The organism is Aurantivibrio plasticivorans (assembly GCF_055392955.1).
Map to the genome: position 1 here is coordinate 928,054 of NZ_AP036020.1, position 20,478 is coordinate 948,531.

The 20,478-nt window shown below is 47.3% G+C and carries 16 protein-coding genes; 15 read left to right on the forward strand and 1 reads right to left on the reverse strand.

Going from position 1 to position 20,478, the window contains the following annotated elements; genetic code table 11:
• Positions 1-151 precede the first annotated feature (151 nt).
• From ACZ5NB_RS04120 to ACZ5NB_RS04165, 10 genes are all read left to right on the forward strand, one after another.
• Positions 152-2,338, forward strand: a complete 2,187-nt coding sequence (locus tag ACZ5NB_RS04120) for a TonB-dependent receptor (RefSeq protein ID WP_460231719.1) — start codon at positions 152-154, stop codon at positions 2,336-2,338.
• Positions 2,339-2,436: 98 nt separating this feature from the next.
• Entirely contained in the window at positions 2,437-4,071 is a 1,635-nt protein-coding gene (locus tag ACZ5NB_RS04125; RefSeq protein ID WP_460231720.1) for an ABC transporter substrate-binding protein, read from the forward strand.
• Positions 4,071-4,997, forward strand: coding sequence for an ABC transporter permease (locus ACZ5NB_RS04130; protein ID WP_460231721.1), 927 nt, complete (start codon positions 4,071-4,073; stop codon positions 4,995-4,997). Before ACZ5NB_RS04125 ends, ACZ5NB_RS04130 begins: the two co-directional genes overlap by 1 nt.
• Before the next feature lie 6 nt (positions 4,998-5,003).
• The gene (locus ACZ5NB_RS04135; RefSeq protein WP_460231722.1) at positions 5,004-5,843 is read left to right on the forward strand and encodes an ABC transporter permease; all 840 of its coding nucleotides are present in this window, start codon (positions 5,004-5,006) and stop codon (positions 5,841-5,843) included.
• A gap of 11 nt (positions 5,844-5,854) precedes the next feature.
• Positions 5,855-6,961, forward strand: coding sequence for an ABC transporter ATP-binding protein (locus ACZ5NB_RS04140; protein WP_460231723.1), 1,107 nt, complete (start codon positions 5,855-5,857; stop codon positions 6,959-6,961).
• On the forward strand, positions 6,951-8,081 hold the full coding sequence (locus ACZ5NB_RS04145) for an oligopeptide/dipeptide ABC transporter ATP-binding protein (protein WP_460231724.1): 1,131 nt from the start codon (positions 6,951-6,953) through the stop codon (positions 8,079-8,081). The genes ACZ5NB_RS04140 and ACZ5NB_RS04145 overlap by 11 nt, the downstream gene beginning before the upstream one ends.
• Positions 8,074-9,201 carry a CapA family protein gene (locus ACZ5NB_RS04150; protein WP_460231726.1) on the forward strand — a complete coding sequence of 376 codons (1,128 nt, stop codon included), beginning with the start codon at positions 8,074-8,076 and terminating at the stop codon, positions 9,199-9,201. The genes ACZ5NB_RS04145 and ACZ5NB_RS04150 overlap by 8 nt, the downstream gene beginning before the upstream one ends.
• Complete coding sequence (locus ACZ5NB_RS04155; protein WP_460231727.1) at positions 9,194-10,600, forward strand: MmgE/PrpD family protein; 1,407 nt, start codon at positions 9,194-9,196, stop codon at positions 10,598-10,600. Before ACZ5NB_RS04150 ends, ACZ5NB_RS04155 begins: the two co-directional genes overlap by 8 nt.
• A 12-nt stretch (positions 10,601-10,612) precedes the next feature.
• A complete protein-coding gene (locus ACZ5NB_RS04160; RefSeq protein WP_460231728.1) occupies positions 10,613-11,851 on the forward strand; it encodes a cytochrome P450 in 1,239 nt (412 codons plus the stop codon).
• Positions 11,852-11,865: 14 nt separating this feature from the next.
• Positions 11,866-13,086, forward strand: a complete 1,221-nt coding sequence (locus ACZ5NB_RS04165; protein WP_460231729.1) for an MFS transporter — start codon at positions 11,866-11,868, stop codon at positions 13,084-13,086.
• Between the two features lie 17 nt (positions 13,087-13,103).
• Here the strand turns inward: ACZ5NB_RS04165 and ACZ5NB_RS04170 are convergent, their stop codons facing one another.
• Positions 13,104-13,766, reverse strand: coding sequence for a TetR/AcrR family transcriptional regulator (locus ACZ5NB_RS04170; RefSeq protein WP_460231730.1), 663 nt, complete (start codon positions 13,764-13,766; stop codon positions 13,104-13,106).
• 259 nt (positions 13,767-14,025) lie between these two features.
• On the opposite strand from ACZ5NB_RS04170, the gene ACZ5NB_RS04175 reads away from it, so the two are divergent.
• The 5 genes from ACZ5NB_RS04175 (at position 14,026) to ACZ5NB_RS04195 (ending at position 20,454) form a co-directional block, all read left to right on the forward strand.
• The gene (locus ACZ5NB_RS04175) at positions 14,026-15,279 is read left to right on the forward strand and encodes a hypothetical protein (protein ID WP_460231731.1); all 1,254 of its coding nucleotides are present in this window, start codon (positions 14,026-14,028) and stop codon (positions 15,277-15,279) included.
• 65 nt (positions 15,280-15,344) lie between these two features.
• The gene (locus ACZ5NB_RS04180) at positions 15,345-17,093 is read left to right on the forward strand and encodes a DUF1592 domain-containing protein (protein WP_460231732.1); all 1,749 of its coding nucleotides are present in this window, start codon (positions 15,345-15,347) and stop codon (positions 17,091-17,093) included.
• A gap of 2 nt (positions 17,094-17,095) precedes the next feature.
• Positions 17,096-18,439 carry a DUF1552 domain-containing protein gene (locus tag ACZ5NB_RS04185; protein ID WP_460231733.1) on the forward strand — a complete coding sequence of 448 codons (1,344 nt, stop codon included), beginning with the start codon at positions 17,096-17,098 and terminating at the stop codon, positions 18,437-18,439.
• Between the two features lie 37 nt (positions 18,440-18,476).
• Positions 18,477-18,983, forward strand: coding sequence for a c-type cytochrome (locus ACZ5NB_RS04190; RefSeq protein WP_460231734.1), 507 nt, complete (start codon positions 18,477-18,479; stop codon positions 18,981-18,983).
• Positions 18,984-19,044: 61 nt separating this feature from the next.
• Positions 19,045-20,454: a carboxylesterase/lipase family protein gene (locus ACZ5NB_RS04195; RefSeq protein WP_460231735.1), complete on the forward strand. Its 1,410-nt coding sequence runs from the start codon at positions 19,045-19,047 to the stop codon at positions 20,452-20,454.
• Positions 20,455-20,478 lie beyond the last annotated feature (24 nt).

Below are 20,478 nucleotides of genomic sequence, written 5' to 3' on the forward strand. Positions count from 1 at the left end.
TTGTAGTTAAAACTAAATATGGCAAAGGGCCTGTTTGGCCCACTATAAGAATAACGTCGCCTAGCCTGTTGATATCAACGTGTTACGAATTTCTACATTCCTGCCGCGGCGTTTTTACATAACAATAATGACTACTCCGGGAGTAACCTTAATGAATTCAAATCCACTTTACCGTAAAAAACTGTTAGCAAGTGCTATAGCTGTGCTCAGCGGTAGCGCAACAGTAGCGCTTGCACAGGATGATGCTTTCAACGGTGCCGTGCTCGAAGAGATTGTTATCACCTCTGAACGTCGTGAAGTTAACCTTCAAGAAACACCCATCTCTGCGACTGTATTAACCGGTGACTCCTTGATTCAAAAAGGTGTTGATAACGTTGATGAGTTACAGCAGGTTGCACCAAGCTTGGCGATCAATACGTATAATCGTTCCACATTCATTAATATTCGTGGAGTGGGTATCGCTCAGTCCGCACCGACGTCCAATCCGGGTGTAGCCTATTATATTGACGGTGTTTTGATTCCTCATGAGCAATTTATTGGGCAAAGCTTTTACGATATCGGTGCCATTGAAGTATTGCGCGGTCCTCAAGGGACGTTGACTGGGCAAAACTCTACCGGCGGTGCAATTTATGTTACGACGCCAAAACCTCACACTGATGAATTCTCTGGCAGTATCGACCAAACTCTCGGTAGTTACGGTTGGAGTCGAACTCAAGTAGGTGCCAACCTTCCTTTGGCAACAGACGTTGCGGCGCTGCGTATTGCGGGTGTTTATGAAACACGTGATGGATGGGTTGACAATAAAGGGCCTTCAACGGGAATGGACCCCGGCAGTAGCGATCTGAAAAGCATGCGAGCTAATTTATTATTAACGCCAACAGATAGCCAAACGTATAACTTTCGATATGAAACGTTTGACTATGAAACTGGCAATATCGCAGTAAAAGATCGTAACGACCCTAACGATGATCCATTTGAAATTTCGTACGATGGGCGCGGTTATTTAGACCAAAAAGGTTACCGAGCATCAGTTGAAGGTCGTTGGGACTTCTCTGACAATTTGGCGTTACGAGCGTTGTACTCTACTCAAGATGGTTACACAAAAGATCAGACTGATGGTGACCGCACCTCGACAGCGCCTGCAATCCCAACTGGATTACCCGCAAGCGGGGCTAACCGGGCTTTATATCCAGGTCGTATTAGTCGGGCGCAAACAGATTTCGAAACCGACATTCTCGAAGTTAACTTAATTTCAGAAGGTAACGAGACTGTGAATTGGGTGGCGGGTGCATTCTTTATGAGTGACGATGTACCGGTTATTTTAGAACGTGATAATTACAACACGGAGGACTTTGATACATCCAACTCAACGATTCAGGCCGAAGCGAAAAATACATCGAAGTCAGTCTTTGGTCAGATCGATGCGAATTTGAGTGAAGCGCTACAGCTAACCTTCGGTGCACGCTACTCGGAGGACGAGCAAGTCTATACCCGTTTTGCCTTACCTGGACCTCCTCCTCCCAACTGTTTTCCATGCGATACAACTCAGGAGTCGGATAAAGTAACAGGGCGTCTAGGTTTAAACTTTTTTGCTAGTGAAGATACCATGTTGTACGGCACGCTATCTCGCGGATACAAAGCGGGTGGTGTAAACCTGGATCCACGTCAAGGCGTGTTTGAGCCTGAAACTAATGACGTTCTCGAGCTAGGTGTAAAATCAGAGTTGTTCGATAGCCGACTACGTGTCAATGCCGATGTGTTTTATTCTGATTACGCCGATATCCAGTTTGCAAGCTTGAGAGCATTGTTTGGACCTCCTTTACCCGTGACAGAAAACGCAGCATCTGCAAGCGCGTATGGTTTCGAAGTCGAGTTAACGGGGGCGTTTAATGCATTAGGTTTCAATGTGGGCCTTAGCTACCTAAATGCGACCTTTGATGAAGATGTGGTGCTCAACGATACCAATGCTGGGGCGAACAATACGGTAGAGGCTGGAGATACACTGCCGTTCTCTCCCGATATTACGTTTAACGCGGGCATTCAATATGATTTCGAGGTCGGAGACGGCACGTTGATTCCTCGCCTACAGATTTCACATATTGATGACCAGTTGGCAACCCCGTTTGACCATCCTGAGACGCGTGTTGATTCTCGAACACTATTGGATGCAAAACTTACTTACTTGCCAACTGATGAGTTAATGATCGAAGGGTTTGTTACTAACCTTAGAGATGAGGAGTATGTTGCATCGCAAATTCAAAATTCATCGAGCGCAACAGGTGGGCCAATTTACGGTGCCCCCCGACAGTTTGGTTTGCGAGCAGTCTATAACTTCTAAACCTGTTTTTCATGAAGACCTTAACGGCCAGCCAGTTGTCGGCCGTTTACTCCAGTTAGAGTGTAGTGAGACGTGGAGTCTCCCCTTGCGGAGCGGGCTTGTCCCGCTCCTTTTTTATCTATACCTTGGGCATTATGTTGTCGAACATCCGAATTGTTTTATGTGTTCTTAGTGTCTTCGCTGTAAGCCTTGCGGCTGGTGCTAGCGAAAAACCAAGTGCGTCTACTCAACAAGCAACATTGCGTGTAGCGATGTCGACTTTGCACGAGGAAACTTTTTTACCCTGGATAGGTGGCGGGGGGAGAAAGTTCTACCTCGATACTATCTATGAATACCTGGCCTATCTTGACCCCGATACACACGAGCTATTGCCCGGCCTAGCAATAAACTGGCATGTATCAGACGATGGCATGTTGTGGACGTTAAATATTCGTCGGGGCATTCAATTTCATAAAGGCTGGGGCGAATTGACTGCGGAAGATGTGGTTTACTCTCTCGAGCGCTTATTGGACCCATCTGCGGTATCGGGGCCGTCGTCTTCAATGCGCGCTGTCGTTGAGCATGTACGCCAAACGTCACCCTATCAGCTACAAATTCAACTAAAAACACCAGACATCGCCTTTGTTCAAGGGTATTTATCGAATGCTATGCAGGCGATGATCGTATCGAAGCGCTATGTTACCGAAGTGGGTGATGAAGAGGCCAATGCAAAACCTATTGGTACGGGCGCATTTGAATTGGAGTCATTGCATAGTGGTGTGTCGATTATTGTGAAATCAATTTCACAGTCTAAGCCGCATTGGCGGGTTGAACCTGATTTCCAACGCATTGCATTTTATGCAGTACCAGAAGAGTCTACTCGTGTTGCGATGCTGAGAACCGGCGAAGCCGATCTGGCGCCCGTTAATTTTGACTCGATTAAAAGCTTAAAACGACATGGCCTGAATATAGTGTCGATTAAAAATTCGTGGTCGCCGATTGTGCGTCTCGGCGGTCTAGTCTCAAATAATGAGAAATATTTCAATGGCAAGGTGCCCTGGCAAGATAAGCGCGTTCGGCAAGCGCTTAACTATGCAGTGGATAAGCAAGCTATCTTGGATGCGATCTTTCATGGTGAAGGGCGCATTGCCGGGACCGATTTTCCAGCGCAAGAATTTTTTCCGATTAAGCCTTATCCCTATGATCCAGCCAAAGCCAAAGCATTGATGAAAGATGCTGGTTTTGAGAAAGGTTTTTCTGTAACGCTAAAAACCTTTACTACCAGCCCAGGTGCTGAGTTGCCGATTATTGGTGAAATTATTGCAATGTATTGGCGAGAAATAGGTATTGACGTTCGTATCGTTCCGATTGACTGGATATCGCTTCGAGGCGCGCAAATTAATGGCAAGACGACGGGTTTTGTCTGGACACATCGCGGTATCGCCTTCCCCAATCCGCTAGTCGGTTTGCAAGCCAGTTATACATCGGAAAGTGTATTTTCTACATTCTCCAACGACAACGTAGAAGAGATGCTGTCAGGCATCAGTAATGCGCTTGATCCTGAGGTTCGCTCTCAACGCATTCGTGAGTTCGGTGAGATGATTCACGACGAGGCAACCGGTGTGTTTCTTATCTTTAGTAACGAGCCATACGGTGCGACACAAAAAATTGGTCGCTGGCCATCCCTTAGCCAGCACGTCACGAATATGGATCTCATTACCAAAAGCACCAATACCGAGCAGGGGCAGAAATAATGTCGACCTATATTCTAAAACGCCTCTCTGAAATGCTGGTTGCGTTGCTGTTAATGAGTATGGTGGTCTTTGTGTTGGGGCGTGCTACTGGTGACCCTGTATCGCTTTTATTAAGTGATTATGCGTCCGACGAAGATCGGGCCCGTGTCACCGCAGAGCTGGGATTAGATAAACCCATCGCGACCCAGTATGTTAATTTTCTTGGCAATGTGCTGAGTGGAAATTTTGGTAATTCACTCATTGGCGATCAGCGCCCCGCAATTGATATGTTGATGGAGCGCTTTCCTGCGTCATTGAAATTAGCAGGAGTTGCGCTGCTGATTAGCCTAAGTATTGGTGTGCCGCTAGGGGTTGTTGCGGCTGTGTACTATGGGTCAGTGTGGGATTCGTTAGCACGTTTGATGGCGTTGTTAGGTCAATCGATTCCAGCTTTTTGGCTGGGGCTTGTCATGATGTACGTGTTTAGTGTGCAGCTAGGTTGGTTTCCAACGTCGGGGTATGGCCAATGGAATCATTACATCTTGCCTGCATTAACATTGGGGTTGTTTACGACGGCGGCGGTAACGCGCTTAATTCGTGCCAGCATGGCAGAAGCACTTTCCAGTGAATTTATCAAATTAAACCGCATTAAAGGATTGAGTGAAGTTCAGATCGTTTGGAAGCATGCGTTGCGCAATAGCTTGATTCCGGTGTTAACGTTTATGGGGACTTTTTTTGCAACGATGATTACCGGCGCGGTAGTTGTTGAAACTGTTTTTTCTTGGCCTGGCGTTGGGCGCTTGGCGTTCGAAGCAATCCTCAATAGAGATTTTCCAGTGATTCAAGCCGTTGTGCTGTCAATGACGGCATTGTTTATTGTCGTTAACCTTTTAGTGGATGTGACCTATGCCTGGGTTGATCCACGTATCCGTTTAGCAAAAGGGTAATCGAAGATGTTCCAGCGGGTTACCTTAATTATCGTCGCGTCGGTTTGCACTGGCTTAATTCTTGTCGGTATCTTTGCGCCGTGGATCGCACCTCACGACCCTTTACACGGCGTATTGCTTGATCGTTTACAACCGCCGATGTGGCAGGAGGGCGGCACGTCTGACTATGTGTTGGGTACCGACCGTCTAGGCCGCGATATTTTAAGTCGCTTGGTGTACGGTGCTCGAATCTCTCTAACAGTATGTGGCTTAGCGATTTTATTTGCAGGGTCGATTGGTTCAATCTTGGGTGTGCTGTCCGGCTATTTCGGCGGTTGGTGGGATGCCATTTTGATGCGCTTGGTGGATTTGGCAATGTCTTTTCCTGTTATTTTGCTGGCGCTGTTGTTTGGTGTGATATTTGGACCCGGGTTCTCCAATGTCGTCATCGTGGTTAGCTTAGTGTTGTGGAGCCAATATGCACGTATGGCTCGTGGAGAAACGCTTAAAATTAAACATGCCGATTATGTCGATCTTGCGCGCAGTGCTGGATGTTCAACTCCTTACATTATCGCGCGGCATATCGCGCCTAATATTGCGGGTCCGTTAATTGTACTTGCGACACTGCAGGTTGGTGTGGTGATTGTGCTTGAAGCATCGTTGAGTTTTTTAGGTGTAGGTGTGCCACCGCCAACGCCCGCGTGGGGGTCGATGATTGCTGAGGGGCGTTCCTATATTTTTTCCGCCTCGTGGATCGCGATTATCCCCGGTTTGGCAATTTTGTTAACCGTTATGTCGATCAATATTCTGGGCGACTTTTTAGCAGAACGGTTAAATCCCACTCTTCGGCGCGACGTAAAGTTGTAGAGGGCGTATTCGTGTCAAATAATGTAGTCACCGACAAATCTCCGAGTGTCTCAAGCGACCACAACGCTGATCGCTTAGCGGTAGCGTCTAATTCACAGCGTGAAAAGTCGCTATTGCAGGTAAAAGGCCTGTCTACCTCAGTAGGTGGGTTGACCTTAATCGATGACATCGATTTCTCTGTATCGTTAAATCAAACTGTCGGTGTTGTTGGTGAATCTGGTTCAGGAAAGTCAACGCTAGGACTTTCGCTTTTACAGTTGGTCGGTACGGGAAGGGGACAGGGCGATAATAAGGTTCGTTACCAGGGTGAGGTAATGTTTGATGGTCAGGATCTGCTAAAGATGACCGACAAAGAACTTCGGCAGATTCGTGGACGTGATATATCCATGATCCTCCAAGATCCTATGACATCCCTAGACCCAGTCTTTTCAATTGGTAGCCAGATAGAAGAAGCGATTCAGTGTCATGGGCAAGTGTCATCATCAGAATTGCGAGAACGTGTTCTAAGCGCTTTGACCAAAGTAAAAATTACCGAACCTGAATCGCGAATTTCCGCTTTTCCACATCAACTCAGTGGTGGTATGCGGCAAAGAGTCGTTGGTGCAATTGCGGTGTCTTGTGCGCCTCGGTTGTTGATTGCTGACGAGCCAACTACATCGTTAGATGCCACTATCCAAATGCAGTTTTTACAGTTGCTTCAGGATATTCAATCAGAGATGGGGCTGAGTATTGTCATTGTGACTCATGATTTCGGCGTGGTTGCGAAAATGTGTCACCGAGTCTGTGTGATGTACGGTGGTCATATTGTTGAATCGGCTGATGTACAGACCATCTTTAAGAATCCTGCTCATCCGTATACTAAAGCTCTCATAGAGAGCCGCCCCAAGCTTCATGAGAAACCCAGGCGTTTAGCCTCTATTGCCGGTGCTCCGCCGAAGCCAACTGACAATATTCAAGGTTGTAAGTTTGCGGCGCGATGTCCTCAAGCTAAGCCTGAGTGTACGCAACAACGCCCACCGGCAATGGATCTAGCTGAAGGGCATCAAGTCCGGTGTTGGTACCCTTTGTCAGGTGAATTCCCTGAAAATCCGTTAAAGGGGGATGGCAATGCAAACTGATATCGAGCCAAAAGCAGCTCTAACACCAGGCAATAGTAAAAACAGTTCAGCTCGCGTTGAGGATAAGCAATCGTCACACATCCTCAGTTTGCGAAATCTCAACCGCCAGTTCACCGTTAAACAGGGCGGCTGGTTTAAATCGTCACAAAGAATCATTAGCGCAGTCACAGATGTTAATTTAGATATCGGAACCAACGAAACTGTCGCACTCGTCGGTGAGTCAGGCAGCGGCAAGACAACCTTGAGCCGCTTATTATTGATGTTGGATCAACCTTCAAGCGGGGAAATATTTTATCGAGGTAAAGATCTATCTTCATTAAACGCACAGGATAAAGCACTCTTTCGTCGCGAAGTGCAACCTGTTTTTCAAAATCCCTATGCCTCATTAAATCCGCGAATGCGTGTTAAGCATATTGTTACTGAGCCGCTATTGGTTAGTGCAAAACGTACGAATGAATCGTTAACTAAATCAGAAGTCGACGCTCGCCTGGCGTGGGCGCTGGAAGTGACCGGTATGCGCGTTGAAGATGGTGAAAAATATCCACATCAATTTAGTGGTGGGCAGCGTCAACGTATTGCTATTGCGCGGGCTGTTGCGTGTCGTCCAAAACTTATTGTTCTGGATGAACCAGTTTCGTCGCAGGATATTTCTATTCAGGCACAGATTCTTAATCTCTTAAAAGATTTGCAGGATGAGTTGGGCATGAGCTATTTGTTTATTGCGCATGATCTCGCCACTGTACGCTTTATGAGTGATCGTTTGGCCGTCATGTATCACGGTAGAATTGTTGAAGATGGAAATAGCGAAAAGGTATTTGCCAATCCACAGCACCCGTACACACAAGCGTTATTTCAAGCGAATTTGCCAGAGCAGCCAGTGCTTGGGCGCAATGCAGAGAACAATGGAGCGCAACTTGACCCAACGTCTATCAGTGATCGAGACAAAGCGGTTGCTAGTGTCACAGATACGATGTCGGTAGGTTGCCATTATATCGATCGCTGCCCACGTCGTATGGATGTGTGTTCTCGTTCTCGACCTGAACTAATAGGGCAAACCAAAGAGCATCAAGTTGCGTGTTTTATAACTCAACAGTCGCATGAGGAGGTCGTAAATGGCTGACCCGGTTGTACTTTATGCTGTTGGCGATGTGCTGCCAGAAAGAGAAGATCCGCACTCGATTTTCGAGAAGACCAGAGATTTAATCAGTCAGGGTGATGTTGCTTTTTGCCAATTAGAGGCAAATATTTCTGAGCGCGGCACACGACTACCGCAAGCTCGACATACAACCCGTATCCAGCGCGAAGCGGCAACCGCCATTCGCAATGCAGGTTTTAATGTGGTGTCGTTCGCTGGCAACCATTGTATGGATTGGGGCCGCGAAGCATTTTTCGATACGATTAAAGCATTGAAAGAAGAATCGATGAGCGTGGTGGGTGTCGGTGCAAATATCACTGAGGCTCGTGCTCCGATAATTGTAGAAAGTAAAGGAACCAAGATTGCGTTTATTGCCTATTCTTCTATCTTGCCTCAATGCTATTGGGCAGAAGCCGATAGGCCTGGTTGCGCGCCCATGCGTGCACACACGTTGTATGAGCAGATTGAACACGACCAGCCAGGCACGCCTTGCCGCACCCACACATTTGCGCATCGAGATGATTTAGCCGCGCTCAAAGCCGATATTGCGAAAGCAAAAGAGCAGGCGGATGTGGTTGTTATGTCCATTCATTGGGGTATTCATTTTGTACCGGCGGTCCTCGCTGATTATCAACAAGAAGTGGCCTATGCCGCAATCGATGCGGGGGTTGATGTGATCTTGGGGCATCATGCCCATATTTTGAAGGGTGTGGAGGTTTATAAAGGTAAACCCATTTTTTACAGCCTGTGTAATTTTGCCGTGGATTTACCAATGACACCTGAGCATGCACAGAGTAAAGGTTTCAAGGAAATTCAAGGCTTACACCCCGAATGGATTCCTGATTTTGATAGTTTGTACAACTTTCCTCCGGATTCACGTCGAACAATGATCGTGAAGCTAATGATAGCCGACGGTGAAGTGAAGTCAGTTAGCTACCTGCCAACCTACGTTTGCCCCATGGCGGTACCCGAAGTACTCGAGCATACTGATCCGCGTTTTGACGAAGTCGTTAACTATGTCGATGACATTAGTCGTGATCAAAAGTTGAGTGTTGGTTTTCGGCAAGAGGGCAACGAAATTTTTATTGAGGCAGCCGGTGAGTAGTTCGTCGCTTTCAGCGCAACTCGCACAGTTTGTATCAGGCACGCGCTTTGAACAGCTTGATAGTGAAACAGTTAGCGCGACTAAAGTTGCGTTACTCGATGGTCTGGGTGTCGCTTTGGCAGCAACCCGTTTGGGTGAGGGCGTCAATGTATTTCGTGAACAAGCTTTAGCAGCAAGTTCCGTAGAGGAAAGCCGTGTTTGGGGAGCGGGAACCCGATCTCTAGCGTCTTTAGCGGCATTAGCCAATGGCTCGCTGTCCCACGCGTTAGATTTTGAAGATACCCATGATGAGGCGTTGGTTCATCCCAATGCCGCCGTAATACCTGCCGTCTTTGCAGCGGCAGAATCGCTGCTTCAGCAAGGTGTCTCAATTAATGGCAAGCAATTGTTAACATCGATTGCCGTCGGTTGCGACATTGTGTGTCGTTTGGGGTTGGCGCTAACCGTACCGCTTGACCGGTATGCTTGGTATCCGCCGCCTATTTTGAGTGCCTTTGGTGCGACTGCGGCCGTTGCAAACCTTTATCAATTAAATGAACAGCAAGTATTAGATGCATTTTCATTAACCTTGCTGCAAACCAGTTGCAGCGGAGAGATTAAGTACAATCCGACCAGCGTTATCCGCGCGGTGCGCGACGCATTTCCTGCACAATTAGGTGTGTCGTCTGTCCAATTAGCCAAACGAGGGCTGAAAGGATTTACTGAACCCTTCGAGGGCAAGGCAGGGTTCTTCGCAATGTTTGCTCGTGATCAATATGATGTGGGGCGGTGCGTCGATGGTCTTGGGCAAGAATTTCAAGTTAAGCACCTTAGTTTCAAACTGTGGCCGAGTTGCCGCGGTACTCATGCGTTTATTGATATGACGGCGCGGGTGCTAAAAGAGCATAAAATATCCATAACCAATGTGAGCCAAGTAAGGGCATTCGGTAATGGGATTAATCGCATGTTGGCTGAACCTATAGAAGCAAAGCAAAAGCCTTCAACCAGTATCGACGCAAAGTTTAGTATTCCCTACTGTGTTGCATGGACGGCTGTTTATGGTTCGCCATCGCTCAATAGTTTCCTCCCTGAATCGCTAGCTGATAAAAGCGTACTAGCGTTTGCCCAGAAAGTGAGTTACCAAGTCGAAAGTCACTATGCCGATAGAGGAAATGGCATGCTAAGAGGCAGGCTGGAGGTTGTTACTGCAGATGGCAGAACATTGCACATTGAAAGTCACGGTGCACCTGGCTCACCTGCTCAACCGCTGAGCCAGGTGGCGTTACGTGAAAAATTTAGACACTGTTGTTCGTTTGCGATGCACGAACTGGATGAGCAGAAAATTCACGCGTTAGCAGATTCTATTTTAACGCTAGAGCAGGTGAGTGATTTAGAAAGCTCGCTATTTAATTATTTATAGAGATGAAAAACGATGAGTGATACAACGATGACTGGCTCCGATGAGAGCCGCCTGACTGACGACTTTGATCCGCTAGCGGAAGAAGACTTTACATCTTCGCACGCGATTTATAAAGAATTACGCGGTGGTTGTCCTGTTGCGCACACCAATGAATGGAATGGTTTTTGGGCGTTAACCCGCTATGAAGATGTCGTGGGCGTATTAAAAGACTATCGGACCTATATTACTTCAGTACAAAACGTTGTACCTAAAGTGGCATTTACAGGGCGCCGACCGCCGCTACATCTCGATCCACCAGAACACACTCCGTATCGGCAAGCACTCAATCCTTTTTTCAGCAAGCAAAATGTCGAAGCCTTTGAGCCGGTATTGCGACGGGTTACCGTGGAATTAATGCAGCCATATATTGCTGCCGGCGGCGGTGACGTGTGTGAGGCATTCACTCACAAGTATCCTGGCTACTTATTTGCAGAATTTTTTGGATTATCAACCGAGCTTTCGATGCGCATAAAAGAAACGACTTGTGTTTACGACAAGGCGCTACAGGAAGCAAATGATGAGTTAGTGAAAGAAACAAGTTTGCAATTGTATGAAATTGCTCGAGATATTATCGCAGATAGAAAGGCTTCACCTAGAGACCCTAAAAGCGATATCACTTCGGCCTTGCTTGCGAAAGAGTGGAAAGGCGACCTATTACCGGAAGAAATGGTTTTGGGCACTATTCGCCAAATGATTGTAGTGGGCATGATTGCCCCGAGTGTATTTATCGGCACAATGTTGCACCATCTTGCAGAGAACCCAGAACAACAAGAGCAAATTCGCAATGATGATAGCCTTATCGAGCCTGCAATTGAGGAATATTTACGTTTATACACGCCTTATCGTGGTTTTGCACGTACCGCTAATAAAGATGTCACTATCAATGGCCGATTAATCAAAAAAGATGAGCCTATCGCTTTGGTATATGCATCGGCCAATCGTGATGAGTCTATCTTTCCTAATGGCGACGAATTTATTTTAAATCGCCCAAATATTAAAGATCATGTCGCATTTGGATTGGGGCCACACCGTTGTGCAGGCGAGCCACTTGCGCGATTGATGTTGCAGGTTACATTAGAAGAGTTTTTGAAACGCAGCAAAACTATTCAACTGAACGGAAAAGTCAAAATGACTCGCTGGCCAGAATGGGGAACGTTGTCTGTTCCTTTGCGTATTGAGCCAAACGAATCGACAAACGTAATGGCTGACTGAGTGATACACCTCAGATGAGTGCTACTTTCGCCGCCCTCAGTAACCGCCACTATCGCTGGTTGCTTGGTGGTAATTTAGCGCAATTTTTCGCGATTGCTGCAAGGATGATGATATGCAACTTATTGGCTTGGGAAATTACTGGGGAAGAAATAGCACTCGCGCAAATTAATCTGGTCTTAGCTGTACCAATGTTTTTTGGTGCACTCTTTGCTGGCGCGCTGGTCGATCGATGGGAGCGAAAGCGATTAATTACAGCGGGACTGACAATTGCTTTTCTGAGTGAACTTTCTATTCTTATCGCACTGTCCTTTCATCGCTTAGTTTTTTCACATGTGCTGCTGGTGACATTTATCAGTGGCTGCATCCACCCATTTGTTCATCCAGCGGGCACGGCGCTAATGTATAGCTTTCTTGGTCGAGCACAAATGGCCAACGGGGTTGCGCTGCTATCGAGCGGAATGAATTTATCGCGGATTCTCGGGCCGGCGATTATTGGTGGCGTACTCGCTCTATACGATACGACTGTCGCTTACGGTGTGGTTGTTTCGTTGTTTTTGATTGCCTTACTTTGCCAGCTGCAGCTTCCTAAACACAAGCCGACCGCAAGCGATCAAACATCTGTCCTCCACGATATTCAACAAGGGTTGCGCTATTTAGTTCGTGATCGCTATATCGCCTATTGCCTGATGTTTAGTTTGCCACCGTTAATGCTGTTGATGACGACGCAATACATGTTAGTACTGTTTGCCAAGAATGTTTGGGGAGCGGGCGATGCGGGCCTTGGTGTGTTGCTTACCGCAATGGGTAGTGGTGCGTTTTTAGGTGCGTTATTCGTTGCGCGTTTCAATCGAGTTGTGGGTAGGTCAACGTTAATGCTAGTAGGGGCTGTTGGTGCAGCTATATTTTTTGGCGCGTTCAGTCAAGCGACTGAGTTTCGAGTTGCCGTGTTGTGTTTGTTGCTAGCCAACATGTTTGCGGCCGTATCATTGGTGACAAACCAAGTGGTTATTCAGCTGTTGTCCAGTGAGGACGCTCGTGGTCGCGTCTCCGGCTATATTTTAATGAGTTACAGTCTCGCACCGCTTGCCTTGTTTCCGCTTTCTTTGTTGGCCGATAAGGTCGGTCCTCAAGCCGCAATCTTTTTCGCGGCGGTAGGTGTCGTTACATTGGTTGTCGTAATGTACTTTGGTTTATCAAAAATCCGCAACATCGATGCCGCCATACAAAGTGAATAGCTACATTTCTTCGCTTTTTATTCTTTATTATCAACGTCTTTTTTCGGGTACTCTTTTTCCAAGTAATGTCGCATCGCATTTTCGTAGCGCTGCATCATTGCTAGCTCCTCACGAAAAGCGTCTTTGTCTGGGTTGAACATTAAGCCTATCGCGATACCGCGTAGCGCCGTTACGTGAGTTCTTATCAGAGTTTCTACCAGAGGGGTACGCTCGAGGTTGAACTCTTCGCACATCGTATCTACACCGCGCTGTCGTTCTTGGTAGATAGTTTCAAGAATAGGTGTCATCCCGTTGCGCAACTCTTCATCGTTGCGGCTGGCCATCATAATTTCTATTAGCGCAGTGTAGGATGGGTCATTGACTACTTCCCAACTTGCTTCAGAACTTTGCTCTATGCGTTGGCTGCCGGGTGGGTACTTTGAGTAGACGGACCAACGAATCTGGTTATGAATTTCTAAGCAGCGCTTTGCAACAGAGAGCATTAGCTCTGCTTTGTTGGCAAAATGATGCTGTGCTGCACCTTTGCTCACACCGGCTATTAGTGCCACTGAATTAATTGACGTCCCCGCGTAGCCCGCGTCGTAAATGCACTTTATTGCTGCTTCAAGGATTTTTTCAATGGTCTCGGCACTTCGCTCAGCGTTTGTGCGTCGAGGGCGGGGAGAATCAGATTGTGTCATAAAAGCAGCTATCTATTTATCGTTTGATGAAGTGACATTATGTCAGGGATGCATCTTATTATGTTAGGTTTTAGGTAGGCTATTTTAACTATAACCTCTGCTAATTTATTGAGTTAAAGAGTGTAAATAATCGCCAGAACGAGTTTTTTCCGTTGGCGCACGACCGTGAAGTCGTATAATGCAAACCATCCGGATGGTTTGTTGCTGTACTTCCAGGGCAATTCTAATAATAAAAATACACCTTATACGGAAATCCATAATGAGAATACATTTTCCACATTTGACCGCGCTCGTTTTGGGAGGCGCTTGCGTTGCCGCGAGCAATTTCGCTTTCGCATGGCAAAAAGGTTTTGTCATAGAGTGGTATGAACCAGCTTTCTATTACGGTGCAGAGGAAGGTATTTCCGCGCCGGGTACGGATTGTCCAGCGGGTACAAACCCAGAAATGGATTGGCGTAAAGTGCTAAAAACATCTTATCGGACTGATGCTGATATCGATACCATACTCGACCCGGAAAAGCCCCAGCGTGCAAAAGTGGGCGGCATTCGCGGCCCCAACAAAGAAAACGTTTATCAAATTCCTTGGGCGGTTCCAGACCCAGGTTTGCAGGAAGTGACCGGGGACTTGGCTTATGGGTTTAACCTCGATGCTGACGAATCAACAGGCTTTAATCATATAGGTATACATGGCGAGACGGGTAAAAAAGGAATCGACAATACCTACTATAAAGCCATTGGTTGCCTAAAAGCATGGCGTGGCCCAACTCGAGAAGGTCATCACGCAAAGTATGTCAACGATGGCATGCATAACGGTCGATTTACGTTAGTCATGTTGATTTCTGGAGAGGGAGCGGATTGGCGAAATGACTCCAATGTCAAAGTCGGTTTCTACCAGGCCAAAGACAAGATTGTCATGGATGCGGTCGGCAAAGTGGCCAGCGACTATACGTTCCGTATTAACCCTAGCCCTGGTTATGAATCTATTGTCAGAGCAAGAACGCGTGATGGTATCGTAGAAACAATTGATCCGGTAGACATTCACATGCGCAGTATAGACCGACTGCCGATGCATTTGCGGTCTGGCCATCTTAACTTTGAAATTGGTGAAGATGGGAAATTAATTGGCTTCGTTGGTGGCTATCGCGATATTGACAGCTACTTCAGAGAATGGGCAGCCGGAGGCGCAATCTTTGAACTTACCATGCACATTAATATTCCGGCTTATTGGTACGCTTTACAGCGATGGGCTGATGGTCATTACGACCCTGTTAGTGGTCGTTACACAACTATTTCAACCGCTTATCGAATCTACGCGAATCCGGCCATTGTCGTATCGCCGACCGCTACCGAAGCACTAGTTGCAGCCGCGTTGTTTGAAGGCAATAACGAGCCAGATGCGCTGGCCAAAGCAGGTTTTGGACGTCGGCGTTATGTGCCCGTAGAGCCGCCGCAAGACGTTCTTCCACCGCAAATAAAACCACGGCCCGAAAAAATTGAGCAAGCATCGAGGTAGAAATCCGTCTTCGGGTTAGAAAAAGTGCGCCAATAAAAATAGAGAAGTCAAAGTGAGGTGAGTCAGTGTTTTTTTCGAATAATCGGGTAAGTCGTAAAACCTTATCGTCATCAGGGCTGGTGAAAAGCCTTGCTTCGGTTGCTGTGACCAATGTACTGATCGTACTACCTATATTTGCTGCTGTTAATTCACATGCTGCATCATCTAGTGAATCGCTGGCGATAAGCAAGGAGCAGGTCATTGTCGCGACAAGACGGATCACTGAGACGCAATACCGCAACAGCATTGCTGCAATCTTTGGTAACGATATCGAGATTAATGGTTTGTTCGAGCCAGAGCAGCGGCTTGAATTACTCTTGGCATTGGGTAGTTCAGATCTGTCAATATCCTCAGCGGGTTTTAATCAATACTTCAATATGGCAAGGGGGGTCGCCTCGCATTTTGTAAACTCTGAAAATCGTGAACACTATTTTTCTTGTGTTCCGTCAAATGCCAAAGCAGCAGATGAAAAATGTGCAAGTGAAGTATTGTCAAAATATGGGAAAGCCCTTTTTAGGCGCCCATTGACCGAAGCCGAGCTGGCGCCGCGTTTAGAGCTAGCAAACGCTGGCGCGACTCAAGCGAAAGATTTCTATCGCGGTATGGAGTTGGCAATGATTGGTTTGTTGTCTGCGCCGGAATTCTTATTTAGGCTTGAGGTGGCTGAACCTGACCCCGAAAACCCTGATGCATATCGACTCGATGGATATACTAAGGCCGCGCGACTTTCTCACTTATTCTGGGATGTATCCCCTGATGCGGAGCTTTTGCGTGCAGCAGCTAGCGGTGAGTTACATACTGAAAAGGGCGTAAAAAAGCAGGTAAAAAGATTGCTCAAGTCCCCAAACCTTGAGGCGGGAACACGCGCTTTCTTTTCCGATATGCTTCATCTAGACCGCTATGCGACGGTCACCAAAGATGCACAACTGTATCCAAAGTTTAGTCAGACGGTTGCAAATTCTGCGAAAGAACAAACATTAAAAACCGTTGTTCATCAGCTCATTGAAAACGATGGCGACTACCGTGATTTGTTGACTATGCGAACCACGTTTATGAATAGGCCCTTAGCGGCAGTTTATAAAATTCCGTTTTTGGCAGAGGATGGTTGGACTGAGTACACCTTTCCAAAAGATTCCGAACAGTCCGGACTACTCACTCAGATAAGTTTAGCGGGCGTTTTTTCTCACCCTGGCAAAAGCTCACCTACGCTACGGGGTGTGGGAATTAATGAGATATTCTTGTGTAGTCCAACACCTACGCCGCCAGCGAATGTCGACTTTTCTATCATTAATGATACAAATAATCCCAATCTAAAAACGTCTAGATTGCGACTTGAGGCGCACGCAGAAGACCCAGCCTGTTCAGGGTGTCACCGAATGATCGACCCTTTGGGTATGGCATTAGAACGCTTCGATGCATTGGCTCAGCCGCGGTTGTATGAAAATGGTGAATTAATCGATGTCACCGTCAATTTTTTAGGGACAAGTTTTACGGGCTCTCGCGGTTTGGGTGAAGTCTTGTATGAAAATGAACGTGTTCATTCTTGTTTAGTTCGTAACGTCTATGCCTATGGCGTTGGTCGGGCGCCAACTTCGAAGGAACGAAACGGATTTATTAAAGAGCAGACTGCAGAGTTTGCCAAGAAGGGATTCCGGTTCAGTTATCTACTTAACCAAATTGCTACGTCAGAAAAGTTTTTTGAAGTTCCAGAATCAGAAATAGTTGCCGAGCGTTTGCGCGCGCGCAATGTCAACCTTGTCGCGGGAGATCTATAATCATGGCTAAGCATCCTAAGTTTACACGGCGCTCTTTGCTGCGTGGTGCGTTGCGCGGAGCGTCTTACGTCGTAGCGCTTCCCACTCTAAATATGTTTCTAAATGAGAACGGTAATGCCTATGCTGACGGTAGCCCGCTACCTATTCGCCTGGGGACCTATTTCTGGGGACTAGGATTGACACCTGGCCGTTGGGTTCCTGAAAAAATAGGTGCTGGATACGAGCTGACGCCAGAGTTGCAGTCGCTGAAAGGCTTACAGCATAAAGTGAGTGTTTTTTCTGGGTTTCGCGTGCTGCTCGATGGCAGACCGAATATTCAGCATTGGACCGGGCAAGGAGCCATTCTTACTGGCTTAGCGCCCGCCACTGTGAAAGCATTTGATCGTCCTAGCTTCGACGTTGCTGCGGCTGAGCAGTTGGGCGGTGGTACCCGTTTTCGTTCGGTTCAATTGACACCGTTTGGAAATCCCAAATTGAGTTACTCCACACCCACCGGCAATGGTTTTAATACGCCTGATGCTTCACCCTTGGCGCTATACAATCGACTTTTCGGAGAAGGCTTTCAGGATCCAAATAGTCCGAACTGGCGACCTGACCCCAATACTATTCTTCGCAAGAGCGTACTTTCTACTGTGGGCGAACAGCGCAAGGCTCTAATGGCGAATGCCGGTAGCGAAGACCGAATCAAACTGGATCAATATTTCACCTCCGTTCGTGAGCTAGAAGAGCAGCTAGCAGTAGAATTAAAACGTCCACCCAAAGCCGAAGCCTGTGTAGTGCCTCAAGCGCCTGAGGATCGAAAGCGTAGCGGTGAAATTTATAAAGTAAACGAAAATAATATTTTGATGGGCCGTTTGATGGCGATGGCACTCGCGTGTAACCAAACCAAAGTGTTCAGTGTGGTGCATACCAGCGCCACTTCTGAAACCTACTTACCCGGTGATTCAAATATCTATCATCTGCATACGCATGATGAACCCGTTGATACAGAATTGGGCTATCAAGTGATTTCGAGTGAGTTGGCGGAGCTTTCTTTCCGAGGTTTTGGCGACTTTCTTCGCGAGTTAGATGCGGTACCTGAAGGTGACGGAACGTTGCTGGATAATTCTATGGTGTTAGGTTTTAGTGATACCGGTTATGCAAAAATTCACTCTACCGACAATATTCCAATGTTTATTGCGGGGTCTGCAGGTGGTCGTCATAAGACCGGTCAGCATGTTGTGGGTAATGGTGATCCCGTTTCTCGTATTTCTTTGACCGCACAACAGTTGGCAGGTATGTCCGTTGGTGAGTTTGGCCAAGGTAGTATGAAAACAGATCGTGTAGCAACCGAAGTGTTCGCTTAACGCTCCCTTTTTTGATTTAAGTAGTAAGGTAGTTTTTATGAAAATCTCTATGTTGGCACCGCTGAAGAATGCGGCGAGCAAAATCACACTATTATTTGTCAGTATTGGTTTTGTTTCTGGCGCTGGGATATCCGTCGCTGAAGATATGTCGATCGAGGAGACCATTAAAGCTCGGCAGCACTCCTATCGTGATCTTGGTGGTGCTTTCAAATCAATACGCGATCAATTGCGAACGAAAAAGCCGAACATCTACCTCATCCAACCGACTGTGCAGCAGATGAAAGATATTGCTGACATTGATGTTCAGCGTCTGTGGTTTCCAGAAGGTAGTGGTCCAGAAGCCGGTGTGGAGACTGAAGCCAAAGCCGCAATATGGGAAAACCCAGAGGAATTTGCAAAAGCTCAACAAGCATTGGTCGATGTGATGCCTAAATTTTTAGAGCTAGCATTCGCAAAAGATATTGAGGGTTTAAAAAAGCATTATCGCAAAGTGGGTATGGCTTGTAAGGGATGTCACGATCAGTTTCGTGAAGAAGACGACTAGGAATGTCATTCCGCGCTTCCCATTCAATTCGGCGTCATTTTAAAACAATAAGGAAATACCTATGACTCGACAGCTTATTCTCAGTTTGTTGGCGTGTATGGCCGTATCGGCTAACGCGGAAAGTCCTGCCCCTAAGGTCATGCTAGACAGCGGGATAATTGTCGGTGAATCTGCTGACGGTGTGCACTACTTTCGCGGAGTGCCTTACGCGAAGCCGCCCGTGGGAGAGCTTCGCTGGCAGGCACCTCAGCCGATCAAATGGCAAGGCGAACGGGATGCGACAGAGTTTGCCGCGCCCTGTGCCCAGCCGACAAACCCCGATGGTAAAACGCGTAATGGCGGCGGTGTGTGGGGGAATACTTCAGAAGACTGCCTCTATCTAAACGTTGTTGCTCCGCCATCGGCTAAGAGTGCCCCGGTAATGGTTTGGTTGCACGGTGGTGCTTCGTTCCTTGGTGCTGGTTCCTTAGGTTCATACAACGCGCCGGCTTTTGCGCAAGACGGCGTCATCATGGTAACGGTAAATTATCGCTTAGGCCCAGCAGGGTACTTTGCACATCCATCATTGGTGAAGTCAGTCAGCGGTAGCGATTCGGTAGGTAACTATGCGTTACAGGATGCGGTTGCCAGTCTTGAGTGGGTGAAACGCAATATAAAACAGTTTGGTGGTGATCCAGACAACGTCACTGTGTTTGGCCAGTCAGCAGGCGGTTTTATGGTGGTTAATTTACTCGGAATTCCTAGTGCCAAGGGTTTGTTTGCCAAAGCGGGTATTCAGTCGGGGGCGGCACTTAGGGATGGACTGTCACTGGATGATGCTCAGCAGCGCGCTAGTGAATGGGCGACCAAAATGGGGTTAGATGGAGCCAACGCGTCACTTGCGCAACTTCGCTCGATCCCAGCCGCTAAGTTTTCTCAAAACCGAGACACCGCTAGAAGCTTAGGTAGCCCGATTGATGGCAAGTTTAAAACGCAATCAACACTTAATGCATTTAAAACTGGCTCGGCTAATTATGTGCCGTTAATTATTGGTAGCAATAATGGTGAAGGCGGGTTCAATGGCGCTCGTGCTGTAGCAACAGAGATGAGTAAGAAAGCCCCCGTGTTTCTCTATAATTTTGCGTATGTGCCAGAGTGGCGAAAAGAGTCGCAGCCAATGGGCGCTCCTCACTCAGCTGAAATAGTGTATGTCTTTGATAGCTGGGATACGACGACTCTCAATATAGAAGGTGGGGTAGAAGCAATTGATCGAACGGTAGCAAAACGCGTGCATTCCTGTTGGGTGGCTTTTGCTAAAGCAAGCCCAACGGCGACATCGCTTAATTGTGCCGATGGTTTTAGCTGGCCAGCGTTCTCCGAAAAAAGTGATGATGCTGCACGGTTTGAAGCCGCGCCATCATTAGTGAAAGCGTCGACTATTCCTAATGGGCCTCCGCGTGGCGCGCCTCGTGGCAGTATGGCTCCAAACTAGTTCCCCATTAGATAAACCCAACTA